This is a genomic window from Pseudomonas panipatensis (genome assembly GCF_900099785.1).
GTDB classification, from domain to species: Bacteria; Pseudomonadota; Gammaproteobacteria; order Pseudomonadales; family Pseudomonadaceae; genus Pseudomonas; species Pseudomonas panipatensis.
This window is the reverse complement of record NZ_FNDS01000010.1, coordinates 25,567-46,961: the sequence shown is the minus strand read 5'-3', so window position 1 is coordinate 46,961 and position 21,395 is coordinate 25,567. Positions and strand designations below refer to the sequence as shown.

General features: G+C 65.7%; 23 protein-coding genes and 2 pseudogenes. 13 read left to right on the top strand and 12 right to left on the bottom strand.

The annotated features are described in order from the left end of the window. Positions 1–123 precede the first annotated feature (123 nt). On the bottom strand, positions 124–840 hold the full coding sequence (locus BLQ74_RS21420; protein ID WP_090266142.1) for a Crp/Fnr family transcriptional regulator: 717 nt from the start codon (positions 838–840) through the stop codon (positions 124–126). Between the two features lie 228 nt (positions 841–1,068). Between BLQ74_RS21420 and BLQ74_RS21415 the strand changes: the two genes are divergently transcribed. Beyond that, positions 1,069–1,296, top strand: coding sequence for a hypothetical protein (locus BLQ74_RS21415; RefSeq protein WP_090266139.1), 228 nt, complete (start codon positions 1,069–1,071; stop codon positions 1,294–1,296). 81 nt (positions 1,297–1,377) lie between these two features. On the opposite strand, the gene BLQ74_RS21410 is transcribed toward BLQ74_RS21415, so the two are convergent. The 8 genes and pseudogenes from BLQ74_RS21410 to BLQ74_RS28220 all read right to left on the bottom strand — a co-directional run. Then, the gene (locus BLQ74_RS21410) at positions 1,378–1,938 is read right to left on the bottom strand and encodes a lipid-binding SYLF domain-containing protein (RefSeq protein ID WP_090266137.1); all 561 of its coding nucleotides are present in this window, start codon (positions 1,936–1,938) and stop codon (positions 1,378–1,380) included. Between the two features lie 298 nt (positions 1,939–2,236). Further along, positions 2,237–3,412 carry a DesA family fatty acid desaturase gene (locus tag BLQ74_RS21405; protein ID WP_090266134.1) on the bottom strand — a complete coding sequence of 392 codons (1,176 nt, stop codon included), beginning with the start codon at positions 3,410–3,412 and terminating at the stop codon, positions 2,237–2,239. A gap of 122 nt (positions 3,413–3,534) precedes the next feature. Continuing rightward, positions 3,535–3,681, bottom strand: a complete 147-nt coding sequence (locus BLQ74_RS27175) for a lmo0937 family membrane protein (protein WP_139199098.1) — start codon at positions 3,679–3,681, stop codon at positions 3,535–3,537. A 156-nt stretch (positions 3,682–3,837) separates the two neighbouring features. Continuing rightward, positions 3,838–4,341: a hypothetical protein gene (locus BLQ74_RS21400; RefSeq protein WP_090266131.1), complete on the bottom strand. Its 504-nt coding sequence runs from the start codon at positions 4,339–4,341 to the stop codon at positions 3,838–3,840. Between the two features lie 211 nt (positions 4,342–4,552). Then, positions 4,553–5,512, bottom strand: a complete 960-nt coding sequence (locus tag BLQ74_RS21395) for a sensor domain-containing diguanylate cyclase (protein ID WP_090266128.1) — start codon at positions 5,510–5,512, stop codon at positions 4,553–4,555. Continuing rightward, the gene (locus BLQ74_RS21390) at positions 5,496–6,299 is read right to left on the bottom strand and encodes an EAL domain-containing protein (RefSeq protein WP_212633154.1); all 804 of its coding nucleotides are present in this window, start codon (positions 6,297–6,299) and stop codon (positions 5,496–5,498) included. Before BLQ74_RS21390 ends, BLQ74_RS21395 begins: the two co-directional genes overlap by 17 nt. Then, positions 6,296–6,751: pseudogene (locus BLQ74_RS28225) on the bottom strand (methyl-accepting chemotaxis protein); the annotation flags it as partial. The gene BLQ74_RS21390 and the pseudogene BLQ74_RS28225, both read right to left, overlap by 4 nt. A gap of 135 nt (positions 6,752–6,886) precedes the next feature. Then, a pseudogene (locus BLQ74_RS28220) lies at positions 6,887–7,579 on the bottom strand (PAS domain-containing protein); the annotation flags it as partial. Between the two features lie 348 nt (positions 7,580–7,927). Here BLQ74_RS28220 and BLQ74_RS21380 point away from each other — a divergent pair. Genes BLQ74_RS21380 through BLQ74_RS21355 form a run of 6 tightly spaced genes read left to right on the top strand, consistent with a single transcriptional unit; the run spans position 7,928 to position 11,771 of the window. After that, positions 7,928–8,482: a chalcone isomerase family protein gene (locus BLQ74_RS21380; RefSeq protein ID WP_090266123.1), complete on the top strand. Its 555-nt coding sequence runs from the start codon at positions 7,928–7,930 to the stop codon at positions 8,480–8,482. Further along, on the top strand, positions 8,479–9,033 hold the full coding sequence (locus tag BLQ74_RS21375; RefSeq protein WP_170842838.1) for a DUF3833 domain-containing protein: 555 nt from the start codon (positions 8,479–8,481) through the stop codon (positions 9,031–9,033). The genes BLQ74_RS21380 and BLQ74_RS21375 overlap by 4 nt, the downstream gene beginning before the upstream one ends. Further along, complete coding sequence (locus BLQ74_RS21370; protein WP_090266120.1) at positions 9,030–9,740, top strand: SDR family oxidoreductase; 711 nt, start codon at positions 9,030–9,032, stop codon at positions 9,738–9,740. The genes BLQ74_RS21375 and BLQ74_RS21370 overlap by 4 nt, the downstream gene beginning before the upstream one ends. Before the next feature lie 14 nt (positions 9,741–9,754). Further along, positions 9,755–10,060 carry a DUF6482 family protein gene (locus BLQ74_RS21365; protein ID WP_090266119.1) on the top strand — a complete coding sequence of 102 codons (306 nt, stop codon included), beginning with the start codon at positions 9,755–9,757 and terminating at the stop codon, positions 10,058–10,060. Continuing rightward, complete coding sequence (locus BLQ74_RS21360) at positions 10,057–11,598, top strand: cryptochrome/photolyase family protein (protein WP_090266115.1); 1,542 nt, start codon at positions 10,057–10,059, stop codon at positions 11,596–11,598. Before BLQ74_RS21365 ends, BLQ74_RS21360 begins: the two co-directional genes overlap by 4 nt. After that, on the top strand, positions 11,595–11,771 hold the full coding sequence (locus BLQ74_RS21355; protein ID WP_090266112.1) for a DUF2256 domain-containing protein: 177 nt from the start codon (positions 11,595–11,597) through the stop codon (positions 11,769–11,771). Before BLQ74_RS21360 ends, BLQ74_RS21355 begins: the two co-directional genes overlap by 4 nt. Here the strand turns inward: BLQ74_RS21355 and BLQ74_RS21350 are convergent. Next, positions 11,737–12,411 carry a MarC family NAAT transporter gene (locus BLQ74_RS21350; RefSeq protein ID WP_090266109.1) on the bottom strand — a complete coding sequence of 225 codons (675 nt, stop codon included), beginning with the start codon at positions 12,409–12,411 and terminating at the stop codon, positions 11,737–11,739. The two genes, BLQ74_RS21355 and BLQ74_RS21350, sit on opposite strands and share 35 nt — an antisense overlap. A gap of 152 nt (positions 12,412–12,563) precedes the next feature. Beyond that, positions 12,564–13,241 carry a DUF3313 domain-containing protein gene (locus tag BLQ74_RS21345; protein ID WP_090266106.1) on the bottom strand — a complete coding sequence of 226 codons (678 nt, stop codon included), beginning with the start codon at positions 13,239–13,241 and terminating at the stop codon, positions 12,564–12,566. A 413-nt stretch (positions 13,242–13,654) separates the two neighbouring features. Here BLQ74_RS21345 and BLQ74_RS21340 point away from each other — a divergent pair, with 413 nt between their 5' ends. From BLQ74_RS21340 to BLQ74_RS21325, 4 genes are all read left to right on the top strand, one after another. Then, positions 13,655–14,440 carry a polysaccharide deacetylase family protein gene (locus tag BLQ74_RS21340; RefSeq protein ID WP_090266104.1) on the top strand — a complete coding sequence of 262 codons (786 nt, stop codon included), beginning with the start codon at positions 13,655–13,657 and terminating at the stop codon, positions 14,438–14,440. Next, positions 14,437–15,702: a putative glycoside hydrolase gene (locus BLQ74_RS21335; protein WP_212633153.1), complete on the top strand. Its 1,266-nt coding sequence runs from the start codon at positions 14,437–14,439 to the stop codon at positions 15,700–15,702. Before BLQ74_RS21340 ends, BLQ74_RS21335 begins: the two co-directional genes overlap by 4 nt. Beyond that, the gene (locus BLQ74_RS21330; protein ID WP_090266101.1) at positions 15,699–17,993 is read left to right on the top strand and encodes an exo-beta-N-acetylmuramidase NamZ domain-containing protein; all 2,295 of its coding nucleotides are present in this window, start codon (positions 15,699–15,701) and stop codon (positions 17,991–17,993) included. Before BLQ74_RS21335 ends, BLQ74_RS21330 begins: the two co-directional genes overlap by 4 nt. A 194-nt stretch (positions 17,994–18,187) precedes the next feature. Then, positions 18,188–18,532 (top strand): cupin domain-containing protein, encoded by a 345-nt coding sequence (locus BLQ74_RS21325; RefSeq protein WP_090266098.1) that lies wholly within the window; start codon positions 18,188–18,190, stop codon positions 18,530–18,532. A 29-nt stretch (positions 18,533–18,561) separates the two neighbouring features. On the opposite strand, the gene BLQ74_RS21320 is transcribed toward BLQ74_RS21325, so the two are convergent. Further along, positions 18,562–19,455: a LysR substrate-binding domain-containing protein gene (locus tag BLQ74_RS21320; RefSeq protein WP_090266095.1), complete on the bottom strand. Its 894-nt coding sequence runs from the start codon at positions 19,453–19,455 to the stop codon at positions 18,562–18,564. Between the two features lie 106 nt (positions 19,456–19,561). Between BLQ74_RS21320 and BLQ74_RS21315 the strand changes: the two genes are divergently transcribed. Both BLQ74_RS21315 and BLQ74_RS21310 read left to right on the top strand, forming a co-directional pair. After that, on the top strand, positions 19,562–20,350 hold the full coding sequence (locus BLQ74_RS21315) for a HalD/BesD family halogenase (protein WP_090266090.1): 789 nt from the start codon (positions 19,562–19,564) through the stop codon (positions 20,348–20,350). Positions 20,351–20,517: 167 nt separating this feature from the next. Then, complete coding sequence (locus BLQ74_RS21310; protein WP_212633152.1) at positions 20,518–21,309, top strand: transporter substrate-binding domain-containing protein; 792 nt, start codon at positions 20,518–20,520, stop codon at positions 21,307–21,309. Positions 21,310–21,395: the final 86 nt, after the last annotated feature.

Here is a 21,395-nt window from a genome sequence, read left to right as displayed (position 1 = left end):
CCAGAGCGCTGGCGGGTCCCCCGACCCGGCGCACCGGCAACGGAGCAACAGCACGGACCTGAGCGGTTCCCACCAGGGGCCGAAGCGCCCTTGACGCCCGCGCCAGAAACGCGCGGGGGGCCGCTAGGGATGGAGGTAGGGCAGCAGGCGGTCGGTCTCTTTCTTCACCACCTGGTAGCACTCGCAGCTCAGCGCTTCGAGCTTGGCACGGTCGAGCACGGTGATATGGCCACGGCTGTATTCGATCACCCCGAGCTTTTGCAGTTTGCCGGCGGCATCGGTCACGCCCTCGCGGCGCACGCCGAGCATGTTGGCGATCAGTTCCTGGGTCATGGTCAGTTGATTGCTCGGCAGGCGATCGAGCGACAGCAGCAGCCAGCGGCACAGTTGCTGGTCAATCGAGTGATGCCGGTTGCACACCGCCGTCTGCGCCATCTGGGTAATCAGCGCCTGGGTATAGCGCAACATCAGTTGCAGCATTTCGCCGTGGCGATTGAACTCATCCTTGACCCGCTGCCCCGACAGGCGGAAGGCATGCCCGGCGCTTTGCACGATGGCGCGGCTCGGCGTGCTTTCGCCGCCCATGAACACGGCGACACCGATCAAGCCTTCGTTACCGACCACGGAGATTTCCGCCGAGGCGCCGCTTTCCATCACATAGAGCAGCGAGACGATGGCATCGGTGGGGAAGAACACATGGCGCATGGCATCGCCCGACTCGTAGAGCACTGCGCCAAGATCGAGGCGGCGCAGTTCCAGGTGAGGGAACAGGCGGTCCTGGACCTCTTTCGGCAGGGCCGCCAACAGGTGGTTCTGCAATGGTGAGGGGGTGTCGGACATGCGGGTTTCCCTTCAGGGTGGCGCCTTCATACGACCTTCGAGGATACACGCGGGTGGCTGCAGCAAGCGGCTGGCGGGATACCGTCCGTCCGCTCTGCGCGCGACGCCTGGCAGCGCCGCCAGCGCTTGGCGTCTGTACGTCGGCGTACCGACTCCGCTGGGTGGCTGGCATATGCTTTGTGTAGTGAAGCCTTGCTACGTGGCAAGGCAAGCGATACCGAGGTGAGCATGAACAACCCGAGCGAAACCACCAGCGTCAAGGAGCAGCCGCCCGCCGCTGCGACCGGCGGCAAGGGTGCTGCCGAATCGCGCTACGAGTCCTACGCCGAACGCTATTCCTTTCATGATCGCGACAAACTGCGCCCCCCGTGCTCGCCCGAAGAACGCCCCGTCCCCACCGCTGGGCCAGAGACCGGCGCGGCAGAGCCCGCAGAACAGCCGGTGAAAGACCGATAGCCAGCGCCAGGGCCGCCCAGGGGCGGGCGGCTGGCCCCGTGCCGTCGCGGTACGGGGCAGCCTGGGAGCAGGCCTTGCGCTTCAGCGTTTGATGCGGGAAATCTTGGTGCCTTCGATACTGACGCCAGCCATCAAGCCTTGCTGGTCGAAGATGAATGCATAGGCATCGTCTTTCAGCGTCGAGGACGACAGGTTCTTCGCCACGCCTTCATCGACCACCACCACGGTGGGCCCGACGCCGATTTCCCAGCCTTTGCTGTCGTTCAGGTAGGTCACGGCCTTTTCGTTCATCAGGAACACGGCATAGCCGAATGACTGGGCGCCCGCCTGGAGTCCCCAGGAGCCGGACACGGAGTTGTAGTAACCGTCCACCTTCGAGCCCCTGATCAGCTCGCCTTCACCATAGCTGCCGCCAAACACCAGGCCGGCCTTGACCACGTTGGGGAACACCAGGATGGCTTTGGCCGTCTTTGACAGGGTCTGCGCCAGTGGGTGGGACTTGTAGAGTATCTGCAGCGCTTGCCGGGCGTCCTTGTCCAGGTCTTCGGCGGTCGCCGCGCGCGCGTTGTCGACGAAACCGGCCGAGACGAGCGCGGCGACCGCGATGATCAGCGCGGAGAGGTAGATTCTTGGTGTGCTCATTGTCGTGCTCCGGAAGAGAGATCGTTGGCTTCGGCATGACAGGGAGTGGCCGGTCAGGTCGTTTCCGTGTGAGCTGAGCGCCATCCAGGGGCGGCGATCAGGGTGACTGGCGACCACGGACGGTGCGGGGACAGCGTCCACGCGCCTGCGGGAAAATCCCCGCCAGGCGGCAACGATGTCCGCTACAGCTTCTGCCGCCTGGCGACAGCGTCTGTGCAGCATGCCTGCGGCGGCGTCTCGCTTCTGTACGCCAGCGCACCCACCAGGCCGATCATGGCCCTGACGACGCGGACGGCGCTCATTCGTCGCCGCGCGAGTGTGGCGCATAGCTGCGCAGCAGGTCGGCGAACTCCCTCAGCGAGCGGATGCCGCTGGCCTCGGCTTCCTGTACCCATTGGCCAATGGCCGCGGAGAGGTCGTTGCTCTCGGCCCAGATCCGCTGCAGCGCCATGCGCTTCTGGTAAATCAGCCCGAGCAGCGGGCTCTGGCTCAGCGTGGCGCTGACCAGCGCCTGCTGCCGTGCGTTCAGCAGGCTGGTCTCGCGCCACAGCAGCCGTCGGCCGCGGCGGATCAGGCGGCGGCGCGAGGCGTCGCCCAGGGCCAGTTCCTGCTTGGCCAGGGGCGCGATCACCAACTGGCGGTATTGCGCCATGACCAGGAAACGGTTGCGCAGGATCGCCATGGCCGTGTCACTGTCCAGGCAGCGCTTGCCCGGCACCCGATGGGCGACGGGCGCCACCCGTACCACCCGGGCCAGGCGCAGCGCGCTCAGCAGGCGGAGCCAGGCCCAGCCCAGGTCGAACTCCCAGGGGCGGATCGATAGCTTCGCTGAGCCGGGGTAGGTGTGGTGGTTGTTGTGCAGTTCCTCGCCGCAGATCAGCACACCCCAGGGCAGCAGGTTGGTCGCCGCGTCGCGGCACTCGAAGTTGCGGTAACCCACGGCATGGCCGAGGCCGTTGACCACGCCGGCCGCCCAGAAGGCGATCCACATCATCTGCACCGCCCAGACGGTCAGGCCGAGTACGCCGAACAGGCCGATGTCGAGCACGACCATGAGGGTCACGCCGGCATTCGGGAAGCGGCTGTAGAGCTTGCGCTCCAGCCAGTCATCCGGGCAGTTCTTGCCGTAGCGGCACAAGGTCTCGGGGTTCCGCGCCTCGGCCCGATAGAGTTCGGCGCCCTGCCAGACTACCGTCGCCAGTCCCTTGTAGCGGGGGCTGTGCGGGTCTTCGCGGGTTTCGCATTGGGCGTGGTGCTTGCGGTGGATGGCCGTCCACTCGCGGGTTTTCATTCCGGTGGTCAGCCACAGCCAGAAACGGAAGAAATGCTTGAGCGCGGCGTGCAGCTCGATGGCGCGGTGCGCCGAGTAGCGATGCAGATAGAGGGTGACGCTGAGGGTGGTGAGGTGGGTGAGCACCAGCGTCGTGACGATGAGCGACCAGACGGAGAGGTCGAGAATGCCGAAGTACCACATGCTGACGCCGCCTCGCGGAAATGCCTGGGTGTCGCCCTCTCAGCGGTTGCCCAACGCCGAGCCGGGGGCTTGGCGTTGGGTGTTTGCCGGGGCCTTGCCGGGTGCGCCGAGCACCCTTTGGATCACAGGCGCCGCCCCTGCAGCAGGCGAATCGCCAGGACCACCAGGGCCACGACGAGCAGGATGTGAATGTAACCGCCGAGGGTATAGGCGCTAACCAGCCCCAGGGCCCATAAGACGATCAACAGGACGATGATTGTTTCGAGCATGTGCGTATCTCCGCTGGCTGCTGGTCTTTCCGTTGCATGCACAGTGTGCGGCCGGCGCTGGGCGCTGGTCTGTGCGTCAACGAACCCAGGTTCGCGGAAACGCGAAGGGATGACGCGGCGCGGTTGTCCTCTGCCGCGGCCTGGCGCCGTGGCGCGTCAGGACAAGCTGACGTCCATGCGTACGCCGACGCCCGCGGAGGCCTCGATGATGTCGCGAGCCAGCTGTGTCTCGCGATCCGCGTGGGTTTCCACCAGCAGCACGGCTTCACCATGGCCGATGGCGTAGCGAAACGATTGGGCGATCTGCCCGACATGCGCGGACGCCCCGACCATGGCGCCGAACACCGCGCCGAGCAGGCTGCCCCAGCCGAGCATGCTCAGCGGCACGCCAAACAGCGGCCCGCTGTGGTCCTTGCTCAGGGCGAAGGCGGTCAGCGTGGTCACGAGCAGGCCGAGGCACAGGCCGATGGCGCCGCTCGTCAGCATCTCTCCGAGCGAGCGCTTGACCCGACTGGTACGGGTCTCTGCGGGCGCATCGCCGGCGCCGAGTATGCGCAGCCGCGCGCTGGGTATCCCGGCATCGATCATGCGTTGGCGCGCGCGCTCTGCCTCGGCGCGCTGGGCAAAGACCCCCGACACTTCATGACGGTAAACATTCATCGCCGTTCTCCTGGAAAAAAGCAGCCGACCTAAGGCAATTTTTTATTTTAGGCGGACGTGCTGCCGGGGTCTGTGCGCGAGCGAACCCAGCGCCGCGGAACGACGGGAGGCGGGAGGAGGGCACAGGGCAGGGCGCCCCGGTAGGCGCGCAGCGGGCCGCGTCAGCTACGCTGGCTGAGGGGTGGCGGATGCACGCTGGCCGGCCGACTGCTCATTCGACACTGGCCTGGGGCAGCGGCTGTTGCGAGGATTTTCGACGCTTCTGCTGGTACATCAAGCGATCCGCCTCGATGAATGCCTGGCCGATATCTCCCGTGCTGGCCCTGACCGCCAGACCGACCGACGCGGCAATGCCTTTCTCGGCCAAGCTACCGAGTACGCGAGCGAGCAGGGCGCTGCCGCCGGCTTGATCGCAATTCACGCCAATGATGCCGAACTCGTCTCCGCCGATCCTGGCCACCACGTCTTCGCTGCGGGCGGCCTGCGCGAGGGCTTCGGCGGTTCGCCGAATCAGCGCATCGCCAGCCATATGTCCCTCGCTGTCGTTGATCTGCTTCAGCTCGTCCAGATCGACCACGATCACCACGCAGGATTTTCCGTGGCGCCTGCAGCGGTATTCCTCCTTGGCCATCAACTGGTCCCAGCCGGTCCGGTTGAACAGGCCGGTCATGGCATCCAGCAGGGCCTGGGCTTCGAATCTTTCGGCCCGGCGCGTCTGTGTTTCTGCCTTGATTTCCATCTGCAGGAGCAGGCTCAGCAGCATGCCGATCACGTCGAACAGGTCGGCCTGGGCGCTGAGTGCGGATGGCTGTGGCGTCGTGGCAAACGCACACAGCGTACCGAACAGCTTGCCGTCGGCGAGGTAGAGCGGAAGGCCCATGTAGGCCTGGATCGGAAACTGGCGGAGAAACGGCGCCGTCGCATACGCGGGGACGTCCATCACGCGTGGCGCGATGCGCGGCGCCACGCCTGCGACCATCCGTGAGCAGAGTGAGTCGCGCCATTCCAGCGCCCGTCCATTTTCCAGCGCATAGCCCTGGCCATGGCTCTCCAGCACGATCCAGTCATCCTCCTCGACCCGGGTCACCAGCCACAGATCAAAGCCCAGCGTCCGTTGCAGGAACGCCAGCACCTCGCGTGAGGCCGACTCGAAGTCAGCGCTGCTGGCCATGTCCGCTCTCCGGGCGTTGCGCCGCCAGGCCGAGCGGCCAGTTGACGCTGGGCAGTGCCTCGAACGCTGGCCGGGCGAACCAGTAGCCTTGGAATAGCTCGACGCCCAGGCTGCGCAGTTGCAGGTACTCCTCCTGGCTTTCCACCCCTTCGGCGATCGCCTCCATGCCGAGCGATCGACACAGGCTGAGGATGCCCTCGACGATCGCCAGGCGTACGCGATCCTGGTGGATGTTGCGGATGATGGTCATGTCCAGCTTGATGATGTCGGGTTGGAATTCGGCCAGGAAGCCGAGCCCCGAATAGCCGGCGCCGAAGTCGTCGATCGCGGTCTTGAAGCCCTGCCGCTTGTATTCGAGCATGATCTCCTTGAGATGCTGCTTATCGACCAATTGCTCGTTCTCGGTGATCTCGAAGACGATTCGCTTGGTCGGGAAGTTGAAGCGCTTCGCCGCCTCGAGCGTGGCGCGGATGCAGGTCGCCGCCTGGTACACCGCATTGGGCAGGAAGTTGATGCTCAGGTAGCAGGGCATGCCGAGTTGCGCCGCCAATTCGACGGCCTTGATCCGGCAGGCCTGGTCGAAGGCGTAGCGATTGCGTTCGGATACCTGGCTCAGGATGCCTTGCGCGCCGCTGCCGTCGAGTCCGCGCACCAGCGCTTCGTAGGCGAATACGCTGCCCGTGCGCACGTCGACGATCGGCTGGAAGGCCATGCTGAAGTCGAATTCGAGCGCCTTGCCGTCCTTGCAGGCCAGGCAGCGCGCGGACGAAGCATTGCTCGGTCTCATGCCGTGTCTCCTTTGTTCTTGCCAGTGTTCGAGGCCGCGCCGCCAGCGCCGGAGGCCGCCACCGAGCCGGTCAATTGTTGGGTGGCCTCGACCACCTGGCGCGCGCCTTTCTGGATGGCCAGGATCACTTCTCCCACCGCTTCGGTGAGCTGCAAGCCTTTTTCCGCCTGCGCCCTGCAACCCTGCATGCACTCGGCTATCTCATGCGCCTGTTGCTGGCTGCGCATGACCACCTCGGAAATCTCCAGGGTCGCGCTGCTGGTTCGCGTGGCCAGGTTACGCACTTCGTCGGCCACCACCGCGAAACCCCGGCCTTGTTCGCCGGCGCGTGCCGCCTCGATCGCCGCATTCAGCGCCAGCAGGTTGGTTTGCTCGGCGATGCCCCTGATCGCATTGACGATGCCACCGATCTCCGCCGACTGGGTGGTCAGCGCCATGACCTTTTCCGCGGCCTGGCGCACCTCGCTGGTAATGATCTGCACGGTGCCGAGGGTTTCCTTGACGATCTGCGCGCTGCCCTCGGCCTGGCGGTCGGTCGCCTTGGACATGTCGAAGGCGAATTCCGCCGTTTCCGCCAGGCGCTTCCTGGCGAGTACGCGCTCGCTGACGTCGCTCGCCAGCTTGATGACGCCGTAGAGCTGGCCGGCGTCGTCGTACAAGGGGTTGTAGGTGGCTTGCAGCCAGACCGGGCGCGCGCGGCTGTCGCGCCGCTTGAACAGCCCGCTGCGGAATTCGCCGTCGTTCAGCGCGCGCCAGAACGCGGCGTATTCGCTGCTGGCGGCCTCTTCGGCTTCGCAGAAGAGGCTGTGATGCTTGCCGATGAGGTCGCCGAGGCGATAGTTCATCAGCGTGAGAAAGTTGGCATTGGCGTCCTTGATCCGGCCGTCGAGGTCGAACTCGATGACCGCCATCGAGCGATTCACCGCGTCCAGGACGCTCGCCTGCCGGCGCTCCAGGGCCAGGCGTTCGGTCACGTCCGCGGCATGTTCCACGACACGAACGATCCGCCCCGCAGGGTCGGCAATGGGGATGAAACGCGACTCCAGCCAGACCTCGCCGCCGTCTGCGGCCACCCGCTTGTAGCGCGCGGTCTGTGCCGCTCCGCCGATGACCTTGGCCCAGAGACGCTGGTGCTCCTGGTCGTCGCTGCGGAGCAGGTCATGCTGCCGGCCCGCGCCGGGCCGGGTGGTGGATTCGCCGGTCAGGGCCGAGTAGTTCGCGTTGGCGCCAAGGATTTCGCCCTGCGCGGATAGCTCGGCGATGGCGAGAAAGCGTGTCATGCCTTCGCGCTCGGCGTTCAGTTCCTGCAACTGGCTCTGACAGTGCTGAAGGTCATTCTTGAGGCGCTTGGTCATGCTCCGGAACATTCGACTTCTCCGTCATGCGCAGGGTGATTCGATGGTGGCACTCTGCTTGCTGGCCTAGTATGGCGGCAAAACTTATACATTGGTACTTTCTTGTACAAGAATATCATTGATTGGGCGCGCCGCCAGGCCTGGCGCCACTTTGCGCTGTGCGGCGTGGTGGCTCAGTGATCGCCATGGCCCAGGGATAGCCGATTAAATCTTTACATGGCGAGATTCTTGTACAATATTTGCCGGGCCGGACCATAAGCGCGTGGAGGGTCCATGTTCGTCGCATCCGTTCGTGGGAAAACCGGGCTGGGCCAGTGGCTGCCGTGGCTGCTGATGTTCCAGGCTTCCCTGGCGCTGGCTGACTGGCAGCGCGAAATGCCCGCGGCGCGCCTGGTCGGCGGTGGCGATTTCACCTGGTTCGGCTTCGCCCTCTACTCCGCGCGTTTGTGGAGTCCGGTGACGCCCCCGACCTGGGAGCAGCCCTTCGCGCTGGAACTGACCTATCACCGCGAACTGACGCGCGACACCCTGGTGCAGGCCAGCCTCGACGAAATGCGGCGCATCGCTGGCGACAGCGTGGACGAAACCCGACTGGCGCGCTGGGAAGGGGAGATGCGCGGCGCCTTCGTCGATGTCCAGCCCGGTCAGCGCATCACCGGGCTGTACCTGCCGGGCAAGGGCTGCCGCTTCTACGTCGATGAGCAATTTCATCGTGAGGTGAGCGACGCGGCTTTCGCCCGCGCCTTCTTCGCCATATGGCTTGACGCGCGCAGCCGTGCGCCGCGTTTACGCCGGGCGTTACTGGGTATGAATGGAGCGAGTGAATGAAGCGCGTGAGCCTGCAATTCCTACTGGTGCTGTTGGGCTGCCTGATGCTCGGCAGTTGCGGCAATGTCGGCGTCGAGCGCTATGCGGGCGAGCGCCCGGCGCTCGACCTGGCGCGCTTCTTCGCCCAGCCGGTGCAGGCCTGGGGGATCTTCCAGAAGCGCTCGGGGGAGGTGGTCAAGCGCTTCCATGTCGAGATCGCCAGCCACCGCGAGGGCGACCGGCTGATCCTCGACGAGCGCTTCCTCTACAGCGACGGTACCCGCCAGCGGCGCGTCTGGACCCTGACCCCGGACGGCGCCGGGCGCTGGCGCGGACGGGCGGACGATGTGATCGGCGAGGCCCGGGGCGAGGTGGCCGGCAATGCCCTGCGCTGGCGCTACCGGCTCAATCTTCCGGTGGATGGTGCGATCTATGAGGTGAGCTTCGATGACTGGATGTACTTGATGGATGACGACACCCTGATCAACCGTTCGAGCATGAGCAAGTTCGGCGTCGAGCTGGGCCAGGTGACCCTGTTCTTTCGCCGTCAGCCGTCGGGAGCCGAGGGATGAATGCGCCCTTTGCCTTGCACTCGTTCGGCGACGGCTACCGCGCGCTGGTCATCGGTGCCAGCGGCGCCCTGGGCTCGGCGTTCTGCGACTGGCTGCGCGAAGACCGGCGGTGCGCCGGCGTGCGCGAGCTGGGCCGGCACAGCTCGCCAGCGCTGGACCTGGAGCTGCCGGCGAGTATCGCCGCGGCGGCGGACGCGCTGGCCAAGGAGGCCCCCTATCAATTGATCCTGCACACGGCGGGCCTGTTGCACCGGGACGGTGTGCGCCCGGAAAAGCACCTTGCAGCGATCGAGGCGGAGGCACTGCAGGCGGTGTTCCAGGTCAACGCCCTGGGCCCGGCCCTGGTCCTGCGCCACTTCCTGCCGCTGCTTGATCCGCAGGGCGCCATGGCGGTGCTGTCCGCCAAGGTCGGCAGCATCGGCGACAACCGTCTGGGTGGTTGGTATGCCTATCGCGCGTCCAAGGCGGCGCTGAACATGCTGGTGAAGACCGCGGCGATCGAGCTGGCCCGCAGTCGCCCGCGCGCACGCCTGCTGAGCCTGCACCCGGGCACCCTGATCTCCGCCTTGTCGCAACCCTTTCGCGGCGCCGTGGCGGCGCGTCCGCCGCGCGATGCGGCGCAGCAATTGCTGACGCTGATCGACCGCCTGGGGCCCGCCGACAGCGGGGGCTTCTTTGCCTATGACGGAGTGCGCCTGCCCTGGTAGGCCGGGAGAGACCGATGAACCTGCAAGAATTGAACGCCATGGCGGCCAGCGGCGCCGTCCGCGAACTCGAACTGTTGTCCCTGGAGGGTGGCCTGTACGTCCTGCGCGCGCGGCTGGAGCAGGGCATGCAGACCTTGCGCGACGAGCAGGGCGAAACGCTGCGGCTGCGCTCCACCACCCACCTGCGCGAGCTGCTGCGCGAACTGCCGTCACTGCCCTGCGTGCTGGTGCAGCAGGTGGTGCACGACGAGATGTGCGGTGTGCGCGAAGGGCCGGTCGAGGCCTTGCGCCTGCCACTGTCGCTGGCGGAGCCCTGGTGAGCGCACCGGCTCGCCGCCTGGGGCTGCTGCTGGGCGACCAGTTGTCCTTCGATCTCGAACTGTTCGATGTGCTGGACGGTCGCCAGGACGCGCTACTGATGGCCGAGGTGGAGGCCGAGGCGCGCTACGTTGCCCATCACCCGCGGAAGATCGCGCTGATCTTCAGCGCCATGCGCCATTTCGCCGAGGCCTTGCGCGAGCGGGGCTGGCGGGTGATCTACGTGCGCCTGGACGACGCCGGCAACAGCGGCAGCCTGCCCGGCGAGCTGCGCCGCTGGCACGACGCGCTGGGGGCGCCACAGGTGCATGTCACTGAATGCGGCGAATGGCGCCTGGAGCAGGCCCTGCGCGACTGCGGGCTGCCCCTGGTGTGGCACGCCGACCGCCGCTTCCTCTGTTCGCGCGAGGACTTCGCGTGCTGGGCCGGTGGCCGCCGGCAACTGCGCATGGAGCTGTTCTACCGCGAGATGCGCAAGCGAGCCGGCCTGCTGCTGGAGCCCGATGGTCGCCCGCTGGGCGGTGCCTGGAACCTCGACGCGGAGAACCGCAAGGCATTGCCGCGCGGCCTGCGCGGCCCCTTTCCGGCACGTTTCGCGGCGGATGCCATCACCCGCGAGGTGCTGGCGTTGGTCGGCGCGCGCTTCAGCGATCACTACGGCAGCCTGGCGGGCTTCGACTACCCGGTGAGCCATGCCGAGGCGCAGGCCCTGTGGCAGCACTTCCTCGACTTTTCCCTGGCCGCCTTCGGCGACTACCAGGACGCCATGGCCGAGGGCGAACCCTACCTGTTCCACGCGCGGATCAGCGCGGCGCTGAACATCGGTCTGCTCGACGTGCGCCAGCTGTGCGCCGACGTCGACAGTGCCTATCGCCAGGGGCGGGTGCCGCTGAACGCGGCCGAGGGCTTCATCCGCCAACTGATCGGCTGGCGCGAGTACGTGCGGGGCATCTACTGGCTGCGCATGCCGGAGTACGCCGGGCTCAATGCCTTCGGCAATCGCCGGCCGCTACCGGCGTTCTACTGGACCGGCGCCACCGGCATGCGCTGCATGGCCCAGACAATCGGCCAGACGCTGGAGCTGGGCTATGCGCACCACATCCAGCGGCTGATGGTCACCGGCAACTTCGCGCTGCTCGCCGGCATCGCCCCGACGGCCATCTGCGAGTGGTACCTGGCGGTCTACCTCGATGCCTTCGACTGGGTCGAGTTGCCCAATACCCTGGGCATGGTGATGCACGCCGACGGCGGCTACCTGGGCTCCAAGCCCTATTGCGCCAGCGGCCGCTACATCCAGCGGATGTCTGATTACTGCGGCGGCTGCCGCTATCGGGTAGACCAGGCCACGGGGGCCAGCGCCTGTCCATTCAATGCGCTGTACTGGCATTTCCTCATGCGCCATCGCCAGCAACTGAGTGGCAACCCGCGCCTGGCCATGGTCTACCGCAACCTGCAGGGCATGGACGAGGGGCGTCGCGAGGCGCTCTGGCGGCGTGGCGAGGAACTGCTGGCGCAGTTGGACGCAGGGGAGTCGCTGTGAAGAAGACGCACCTGCCGCACAAGGGCTGCCCGGTGTGCGGGCGCCCCTTCAGTTGGCGCCGCCGCTGGGCACGGTGCTGGGATGAAGTGCGCTACTGCTCCGAGCGCTGCCGTCGCTCGGCGCGGGGCCAGCGCTCGCTTACGGAGAGTGGAGCAGGGGGAGGTTGTTGTTGATGATGGTTTGAATGATCTCGATTGAACCGTTGATGGCGAATTGCACCCCCATGCACACGAGGAGAAACCCCATCAAGCGTGAGACGGCGTCAATGCCTGACTCTCCTGTCGCTTTCATGATCAATTCCGAAGAGCGCAAGCAGCCCCAGACAATCAGTGCGGCGAAAAGAAAGATCAATGGAGGGGCGGTCAATAACACCCAGGACGGAAAGTTGGTGTTGTGTTTGATGCTGGCGGAAGAGCTGATGATCATCGCAATGGTGCCCGGCCCCGCAGTGCTGGGCATGGCCAAGGGAATGAAGGCGAAGTTGGCGTGCGCCGTTTCGCTCTCGCGAGAAGAGGATGGCTGGCGCGGCTGGGGGAATAGCATTCTGCTGCCGATTATTATGAGGATTCCGCCACCGGCAATGCGCAGGCCCGGAATGGATATATTGAAAACATCCATGATGAATTCACCGATGTAATAGGTGAATGCCATGATGGCGAAGACGTAGATTGCGGTTCGGAGTGCCTGCTGGTTTTTTTCGTGTTGACTGAGCCCTTGGGACAGGGCGAGAAAAAGCGCCACTGTCGTCGGAGGATTGATCAAAGGCAGCAATGCCAGCAATCCCAATACGATAGCGTCAAACAAATAGCCCATACCCAGACATCCTGAAGCCGCCCTGAACATACTCCGCAACTGCGTCGTTGCGGGGTTTCATTCGTATCGGTAGCGCATTTTCGATAGGCCGATATCAGCCCTTGAGATGGCTGTGCCGACGCGAAACATGGAATGCATGCCGCATGGGCGGCTTATCTGTTGAGCATGATGCTCAGGTCGCTGTTCAGTTCTTTGATGGCGGCTTTGAAGTCATTGGCGGTGATCGCCTGCTTATCGTTTTCCAGCGTCTGACCGAACACCTTGCGCACGACGTAGACCAGGGGTTTACCCGTTTCGGCGTCGCTGATGCTGGCCTCGATATAGAGTTCGGTATTCTGATCGCGATGCCCGGTGGCCGCCGAAGTGGCCCCGACGACCGCCGCCACCGGAATCACCTCATACCATTTCATGCCTTCGTTGGAGGCACTGACGCCGGTAATGGCGGCTTTCATGAGCATGGCCCGCTGACCGGAGGGGACCGAGCGCAGATCAGGCACCAGCTTATAGCGCAGCGCAATGGTTTCTCTGGTGTAGTCGCTGGCATATGTCTGCAAGTCTTGCAGGGTTTGCTTGTTCACCCGTTCATTCGGCTTGGGCGCCGGATACATCTGAAGTTTGTCGAACACTACCGTGCTGTAGGTACGAGGCTTGAAACTCGGATCAACCCAGCGCATCACGGGATGGCCGCTTGGCGAAGTCTCTTCCTTGAGCCCGGAATAATTGGGCAGGAACCCGGAGTACTGTTCTTTCTCCGTCACATTCGAGACGCAAGCGCCAAGCAGCACGCTGCTCAAGACAACGCTGAAAAGCGTTCTGTTGAATCTGCCCATGATGAGGTTCCCTCAGGTTCCGAGTGAGTCACTCGCAGTGGAGAAATGTGATGTTGTCAGTATCGATCTGGATAAGGCCGGCATTGGGTTCTCTGGCGCTGCGATGCCCTGATAAAACGTGTTTCCAAACCATGGATGGAACCTGTCAGGTTCTCGACGGGCACAGCACCGCTGTCATCAACTCCAAAGAAGCTTAGGCGTGATTCTGCTCTTGACCACTAATGGGCAGTTGAAACCTCTGAGTCGTGCCGACGTGCTAGGTAGCGGCACTCAGATAGTCACTTTCGCACCCTGGCGGTCGGCCGTGGCGTCCAGCAAACCGACGGCGATTCGCTAGCGCATTCATGGCCTGCCGGAGCCTGGCGGCGGACTATCATCAAGGTATCCGCGTTTCCGTCTGATCGGTGCAGCGCATGAAACTCCGGCATTGCTTCCTAAGCCTGGTGTGTTTGCTGGCCATGCTCTTGCCGTTCCTCGTCCATGCCCGTCAGTTCCCCGTCCTGGTCTATCACCGTTTTGCGCCGCAAGCGGTGGACAGCATGACCGTGCGCACGGCGGCCTTCGAGGCGCAGCTCGAGCAGATCGAGGCGGGCGGCTACCGGGTGATCCCGCTTCGGCAGGTGCTGGACTACCTCGCCGGGCGCGCGCCAGAGCCGCCGCCGCGCGCGCTGGCGATCAGCGCCGATGACGGCCACGCGTCTGTCTATCGGGTGATGTATCCCATCGTCCAGCGCCGCCATCTGCCGATCACCCTGTTCATCTATCCCTCGGCGATCAGCAATGCCAGCTATGCCATGACCTGGGCGCAACTGGCCGAACTGCGCGACAGCGGTCTGTTCGACATCCAGTCGCACACCTATTGGCACCCCAACTTTCTCCGCGAGCGCCGCCAGCTCAGTGCGGATGCCTACGCGCATCTGGTCGATGACCAACTGATCCGATCGCGGGCGGTGCTCAGGCAGCGCCTGGGGCGCCCGGTCGATCTTCTGGCCTGGCCATTCGGCTTGTGGGATGCCGAGCTGGAGAGCCACGCGGCGGCGGCCGGCTATGTCGCCGCCTTCACCCTGGAGCACCGGCCGGCGCGTCGGGGCGACGACCCGATGGCGCTGCCGCGCTACCTGATCACCGACGCGGTCGACGCTAAGGCGTTCGCCGCCATCCTGCGCCTGGCCGACGGCGAGCGCGAGGAGGGACGATGAAGAGCATGCCCGCGCACTGGGGGTGTCTGGCCGCGCTGCTGGCCTTGGCCGCTGCGGCGCAGGCCAGCATCGCCGAACTCCAGGTGCTGGACGCCGATACCGGGCGGCCGATCGCCGCTGCCATCGTCACGCTGGGCGCAAAGACCGCGACGACCGATGCCGGCGGCCGGCTGGTTCTGGCGCAGCCGGCGCAGACGCTGGGCGTCAGGGCGCCGGGCTACCGGCGGCTGGAACTGAAGGACGACACGTCGACGCCGCGCCAGCAAACGGCCCGGCTCACGCCGTTCCGTCCCAAGGCGCTGTACCTGTCCTTCTACGGCATCGGCAGCCAGAGCCTGCGCGGCGCCGCCCTGAGGCTCATCGCCAGCACCGAGCTAAACGCCCTGGTGATTGACGTCAAGGGTGACCGCGGGCGCATTCCCTATCGCAGCAGCGTGCCCCTGGCGGTGGAGAGCGGCGCTCAGTCGACGATCACGGTGCGCGACATGCCCGCGCTGATTGCCCAATTGCACGCCCAGGGTATTTACCTGGTGGCCCGGGTCGTGGCGTTCAAGGACGATCCAATCGCCCGCAGCCACCCGGAGTGGGCCGTGCACAGTCCCAAGGGCGCGCTCTACACCGACCGCGAGGGACTGGCCTGGATCGACCCGTTTCGTCCCGAGGTGCGCAACTATGTGCTGGACGTAGCCGAGGAAGCGGCGCGTCTGGGTTTCGATGAAATCCAATTCGACTACCTGCGCCTGCCGGACCACCCGGGCCTGGTGTTCGCCAGGCCGCCCACCCAGGCCAACCGGGTCGAGGCGATCAACGGTTTCCTGGCGGCGGCCCAGCGCCGTCTGGCTCCGTATAATGTGTTCCTCGCCGCGGACATCTTCGGCTATGTGCTCTGGAACCAGGACGATACCGGTATCGGTCAGCGCCTGGAGGATTTGGTGCAGTACGTGGATTACCTGTCACCCATGCTTTATCCGTCGGGTTTTCAATTCGGCATTCCCGGCTACCACAACCCGGTGGCCGTCCCCCGTGAAATCGTCGAACTGTCCTTGCAGAACGCGCGCAAGCGCACCGGCTTGCCGAGCGTGCGCTTCAGACCCTGGCTGCAGGCTTTTCGCGATTACGCCTTCGACCACCGGAGCTTCGGCGCCGCCCAGATCCGCGCGCAGATCGACGGTGCCGAGGCCTTCGGCAGCGATGGCTGGATGCTCTGGAACCCGCACAACAGCTACGGCACGGCCGGCCTGAAGGAGGACGGACAGCCATGACCCGCTGGCTCGTCCTGCTGCTCGCCCTGAGCGCTGCCTTGCCGGCCTTCGCCCGGGTGCCGGAACCGCGCGCCCTGCAACGCATCGCCGGCATCGTCGAGGATGAGATCGGCGCCGGACATCTGCCGGGGGCGGTGGTGGAGATCGGTGGCGCAGACGGGGTCTATTACCGCGCCGCCTACGGCGAGCGCGAGGTGCGCCCCGAGCATCTGCCGATGACCGCGGACACGATCTTCGATCTGGCTTCGCTCACCAAGGTCGTGGCCACCACCACCGCGGTCATGCAACTGGTCGAGCAGGGCCGGCTCGACCTCGATGCCCCGGCTGCCCGTTACTGGCCCGGCTTCGCCGAGAACGGCAAGGCGGCGATCAGCCTGCGCCAGTTGCTCACCCATTACTCCGGCCTGCCGGCCGATCTGGACCTGAGCCACCAGTGGGTGGGCCGTGCCGCCGCGCGCGAACGGATCCTCTCGGTCCGCCCCAGCGATCCTCCGGGCACAGCTTTCCGCTATAGCGACATCAATTTCGAGGTCCTCGGCGAACTGGTCGAACGCGTCTCGGGCGAGCCCCTCGAACGCTATTGCCGGACGCATATTTTCGCGCCGCTGGGCATGCGCGACACCGGCTTCCTGCCGCCACCGTCGCCGCGCATCGCGCCGACCGTGAGTGGTCGGCAAGGGGCGGTGCATGACCCGAGCGCCTGGCGCATGGGCGGGGTGGCGGGGCACGCCGGGGTGTTCTCGACCGCCGATGACTTGGCGCGCTTCGCTCGCATGCTGCTGGCCGGCGGCACGTTGAACGGCGTGCGTGTGCTGAGCCCTGCCAGCGTCGAGGCCATGACCCTGCCGCAATCGCCGACGGGCCAGGTGCGCCTGCGCGGCCTCGGCTGGGACATAGGCGCGCCCTTCGCGAGCGACCGCGACACCCTGGCGCCGGTCGGCGCCTACGGGCACACCGGCTACACCGGCACCTCGCTGTGGATCGACCCGGTCTCCCGGCTCTATGTGATTCTCCTCAGCAACCGCGTCCATCCCGACGGCGGCGGCGACGCCGGGCCGCTGCGCGACCGCGTGGCCGAGGCGCTCGGTGCCGCGCTCGGACCGCTCAGCGATGCCGACATCGCCGCCGCCAGGCCAGCGCTGGCCCGCTACGCCAGCGCCCGGCAGGTGGTCGAAACCGGCCTGGACGTCCTGGCCGAGCAGGGCTTCGCGCCACTGCGCGGTCTACGCGTCGGGCTCATCACCAACCAGACCGGGATCGATCGCAAGGGCCGGCGCAACATCGACCTGCTGCGCGCCGCTCCCGGGGTGAGGCTGGTCGCTCTGTTCAGCCCGGAGCACGGCCTGTCCGGCACGCTGGACGAGAAGGTCGCCTCGGGCGCCGAGCCCTCCAGCGGCCTGCCGGTCTACAGTCTGTACGGGGATACGCGACGGCCGAGCGATGCCATGCTCGCTGGCATCGACGCCCTGGTATTCGACATCCAGGATGCCGGCGCGCGCTTCTACACCTACGGCACCACGCTGGCCTATGCCATGGAGGCGGCGGCGCGGAAGGGCATCCCGATCTGGGTGCTGGACCGGCCCGATCCGATCACCGGCGCGACGGTCCAGGGCCCGCTGCTCGATGCGGAGCGGACTTCGTTCACCGGCTATTGGCCGATTCCGGTCCGCCCCGGCATGACCCTGGGCGAGCTGGCCGGCTTCTACAACCGGGAGGCGGCCATCCATGCCGACCTGCATGTCGTCCCCATGCGTGGCTATGCGCGGCGCGACTGGTTCGACGACACGGGACTGGCCTGGGTCAACCCGTCGCCCAACCTGCGCAGCCTCAGGCAGACGGCGCTTTATCCGGGGGTCGGCATGATCGAGGGCGCCAACGTCAGCGTCGGCCGGGGCACGGACAGCCCGTTCGAGCAAGTCGGCGCGCCCTGGATCGACGCCCGCCAGTTGAGCCAGTACCTGGCGGCGCGGCGCATGCCGGGGGCGAGCTTCTCCCCGGTGTCTTTCCGCCCCGATAGCGGTCCTTACCATGGCCAGACCTGCCAGGGCGTGCGCATCACGCTGAGCGATCGCAATACGCTGGATTCGCCGGCCCTGGGCGTGGAGCTGGCCGCCGCGCTGCATCGGCTGTACCCCAAGGCGTTCAAGCTGGACGACACGCTGGGCGGGATCGGCTCGGCCGCGGTGGTGGCGGCCATCCGTTCCGGCGCCGACCCGCACGCCATCGTCGCCCGCTGGCAGGATGACCTCGGCGCTTTCCGGGCGCGCCGCGCACCCTATCTGCTGTATTGATCGAGGTCGGGCGGGGCGCGCCATCGAATCGCTGCCGGGGCGCCTCTCGGCTCGCCGCTGGCCAGCCACGCCTGTGAACGGTAACGCAGCCCTTCGCGACCGGCGGCAGGCCAGTCGTTGCGCAACACTTGGCCGCAACTCCATCCGGGTCTCTACTGATGGGTAGGCCCCGCAGGCAGAGAGAGGCGCACACGATGAATAACGAACAGGCAGCCCCTGAAACCAAGGGGGTCACGGTGCAGTTACTGGCGACGGTCGACCTTGGCCCGGAAATCGAGGGCATGGCAGGGCGCCAACTCAGGATGCGCATGGTGACCATCGAACCCGGCGGCGTCTTCGGGCCGGTTCACGACCACATAGACAGGCCGGGCACCGTCTACATCCTGCAGGGCACCATCACCGACCATCGCAATGGTGTCGCCACAGACTATGGCCCCGGCGTGGGCTGGCCCGAGGATCGGAACACCACCCACTGGCTGGAGAACAGAGGAACGCTTGCGGCGGTGGAGATCTCGGTCGACATCGTCAGGCAAGCCTGAGCGCAGGCGCGCCGCCGCTGCGGCTACGGCTAGCGGAGTAGCCCCATCATCAGGTTGATGTCTTTGCGACTCTTCTTGGCGGCAGGCACAAAGGCGCAGTAAGGATGGCCCAAGGGCAGGGACACCGGCGACAAGGCGATCAGCCGCCCGGCGTCGAGGTCGGCCTGGGCGATGAGCCGGTGGCCCAGGGCAATGCCGAGGCCAAGGCGTGCCAGCGAAACCGACAGGCTCGACAGGCCGCAGCGCACGCCCTGCTTCGGGTCGGGGTAGTAGTTGCTGGCGATCAGCGAGAACCAGTCGTGCCAGGTGGGCCCGGAGGCATAGCTGGCGCCCCAGTGGGTATGGATGAACAGGTTCTGCGGGATCTGCGTGAGGTTGAAGGTGTCGTTGCCGTGGGTCGCCCAGAACTCGGGGGTACAGACCGGGAGCGCCTCGTCGCGCACCAGATGGACGGCTTCCAGGCCGGGGTAGTGGTAGTCGCCGTAGCTGACGCGGATGTCGATGTCGTGGCGGACGAGGTCCACCGGATCGTCTTCCACCCGGATGTCGATCGCGAGATGCGGATAGACCTCCAGCAGGGCCGACAGCTTGGGAGCGAGCCAGGGTTCCGCCAGGGAGAACGGCAGGCTGATGACCAGCCGCCGGGAGTGCAGATCCCCTTCGAGGATGCGCGTGGTCATGGCCGCGATGTCGTTCAGCGCGCGGGACGTCTGCGGAAAGATCGCGTGCCCGGCATCGGTGAGCGTGATCCGGTTGCCCGCGCGCACGAACAGCTTGCGCTCCAGGAACTGCTCCAGGTGCCTGACCTGCTGACTGACCGCCGCCGCGGAAACGCCGAGTTCCGCGGCCGCCAGCACGAAGCTGCCCATGCGCGCGGCGACCTCGAAGGCCTTGACGGCATTGAGGGGGGGAAGCCGATCCATGAATGGTTCCTTCGAAAGATTTTCTAAGGGTAAGCTAACAATTAATGCCGTTGTGACAAAGTTTTTCTCACGTTACGTTCATGCCTCACTGACTAGGGAGGCACTGATGAAAGACATCCTCGATTTGGACCGCTATCCGTTGGATCGGGAAGCTAGCCCCGAGTGGCAGGCCGCCGTCGATCGAGCGGCGGCAGAGCTGCAAGAGACCGGCATGTTCAACCTCAAGCAGTTGATGAAGCCGCAGGCCATCGAGCAGGCCGTGGCGCAACTGAAGCCGAAGATGGACAGCCAGTCGCACACGCACTCGCGTCGGCACAACATTTACTTCCTGCCGGATTTCAAGGAACTGGCGCCGGACCATCCTGCCTTGCGCGAGGTGGAGTCGACCAACCACACGCTGTGCGCCGACCAGTTGGAAAAGAGCGTCGTGCTGGCCATCTACGAATACCCGCCGCTGCTGCGCTTTATCGCGGCGGTGATGGGCAAGCCCTCGCTGCACATGATGAAGGACCCGCTGGCACGCGTGAACGTCATGGGCTACCGCGACGGCGAAGCGCTGAACTGGCACTTCGACAGAAGCGAGTTCACCACGACGCTGTTGCTGCAAGAGCCCCTGGAGGGCGGCAAGTTCCAGTACCGCAGCAATCTGCGTTCCGCCGACAACCCCAACTACGACGGCATCGCGGACGTGCTGGACGGGCGCGATCCGGCGATCAAGACCCTGACGCTGGAAGCCGGCACCCTGAACGTGTTTCGTGGCGTCAACTCCCTGCACCGGGTGACCCCCGTACAAGGGCCGCGGGAACGCCTGATTGCGATCTTCTCCTACTACGAGAAGCAGGACGTGATGTTCAGTACGGAGGAAAGCCTCGGTTTCTACGGGCGCGCCAGCTGAGCCAGACGCTCAGGATCGCGTGCCGCCAAGACAAGCCTCTCCGATAGGTGCGGAGAGGCACTAACAATCCCGTCAACGTGCAACGGGGAGCAGATATGACAACAACAAAAAGCAACGCGTTAGTGAAAGCAGCCAGGTTTGCCCTCGTCGGCGCTACCTGGTTGTGCATGTCGGCGACTCAGGCCAAGGAGTGGACCGCTGTCACCATCGCCACCGAGGCGGCCTACGAGCCGTGGAACCTGACGCTGCCGAACGGGCAGATCGGCGGCTTCGAGCCGGAACTCCTGGCGGACCTCTGTGCCCGCATCAAGATTCAATGCACGCTGAAGTCCCAGGACTGGGACGGGATGATTCCCGGCCTGCAGGCGGGCAAGTTCGACGTGCTGATGGACGCGATCGCCATCACCCCCGAACGCGAGAAGGTGATCGCCTTCTCCCGACCCTACGCCGCCACCCAGGGCGTGCTCGCGGCGGCCGATCCGGAGCTGATCGCCAAGGCGGGCCTGGCCAACCAGGTGATCAAGCTCACCGGGGACGCCCAGGCCGACAAGCCCTATATCGACAAACTGCGTCGTCTCCTCGACGGCAAGACCCTGGGCATCCAGTCCGGCACTGCCTACACGGAATTCGTCGAAAGCAACTTCAAGGACATCGCCAGCATCCGCGAATACAAGAAGTCCGGCGAGCACGTCCTTGACCTGCAGGCCGGGCGCATCGACTTCGCTTTCGACGACGTGACCTTCTTCCTCTCGACCCTCGACAAGCCCGAGAACAAATCGGTGGCCATGGTCGGCTTCAAGATCGGCGGACCGATCTGGGGCCCCGGCGAGGCCCTGGGTTTCCGCCAGGACACGCCCGAGCTGAAAGCCAAGTTCGACGAGGCGCTGAACGCCGCGCTGCTGGACGGGACCGTGAAGAAACTCTCCGAGAAATGGTTCAAGGCCGACATCACCCCCTGAACCCGCCGCTATCGAGGCGTCCGGGGAGAACCGCAAGGCGACCCTTGCGCGGGTGAGCTGCCTGGACGGCTCGGCAATTCATCGAC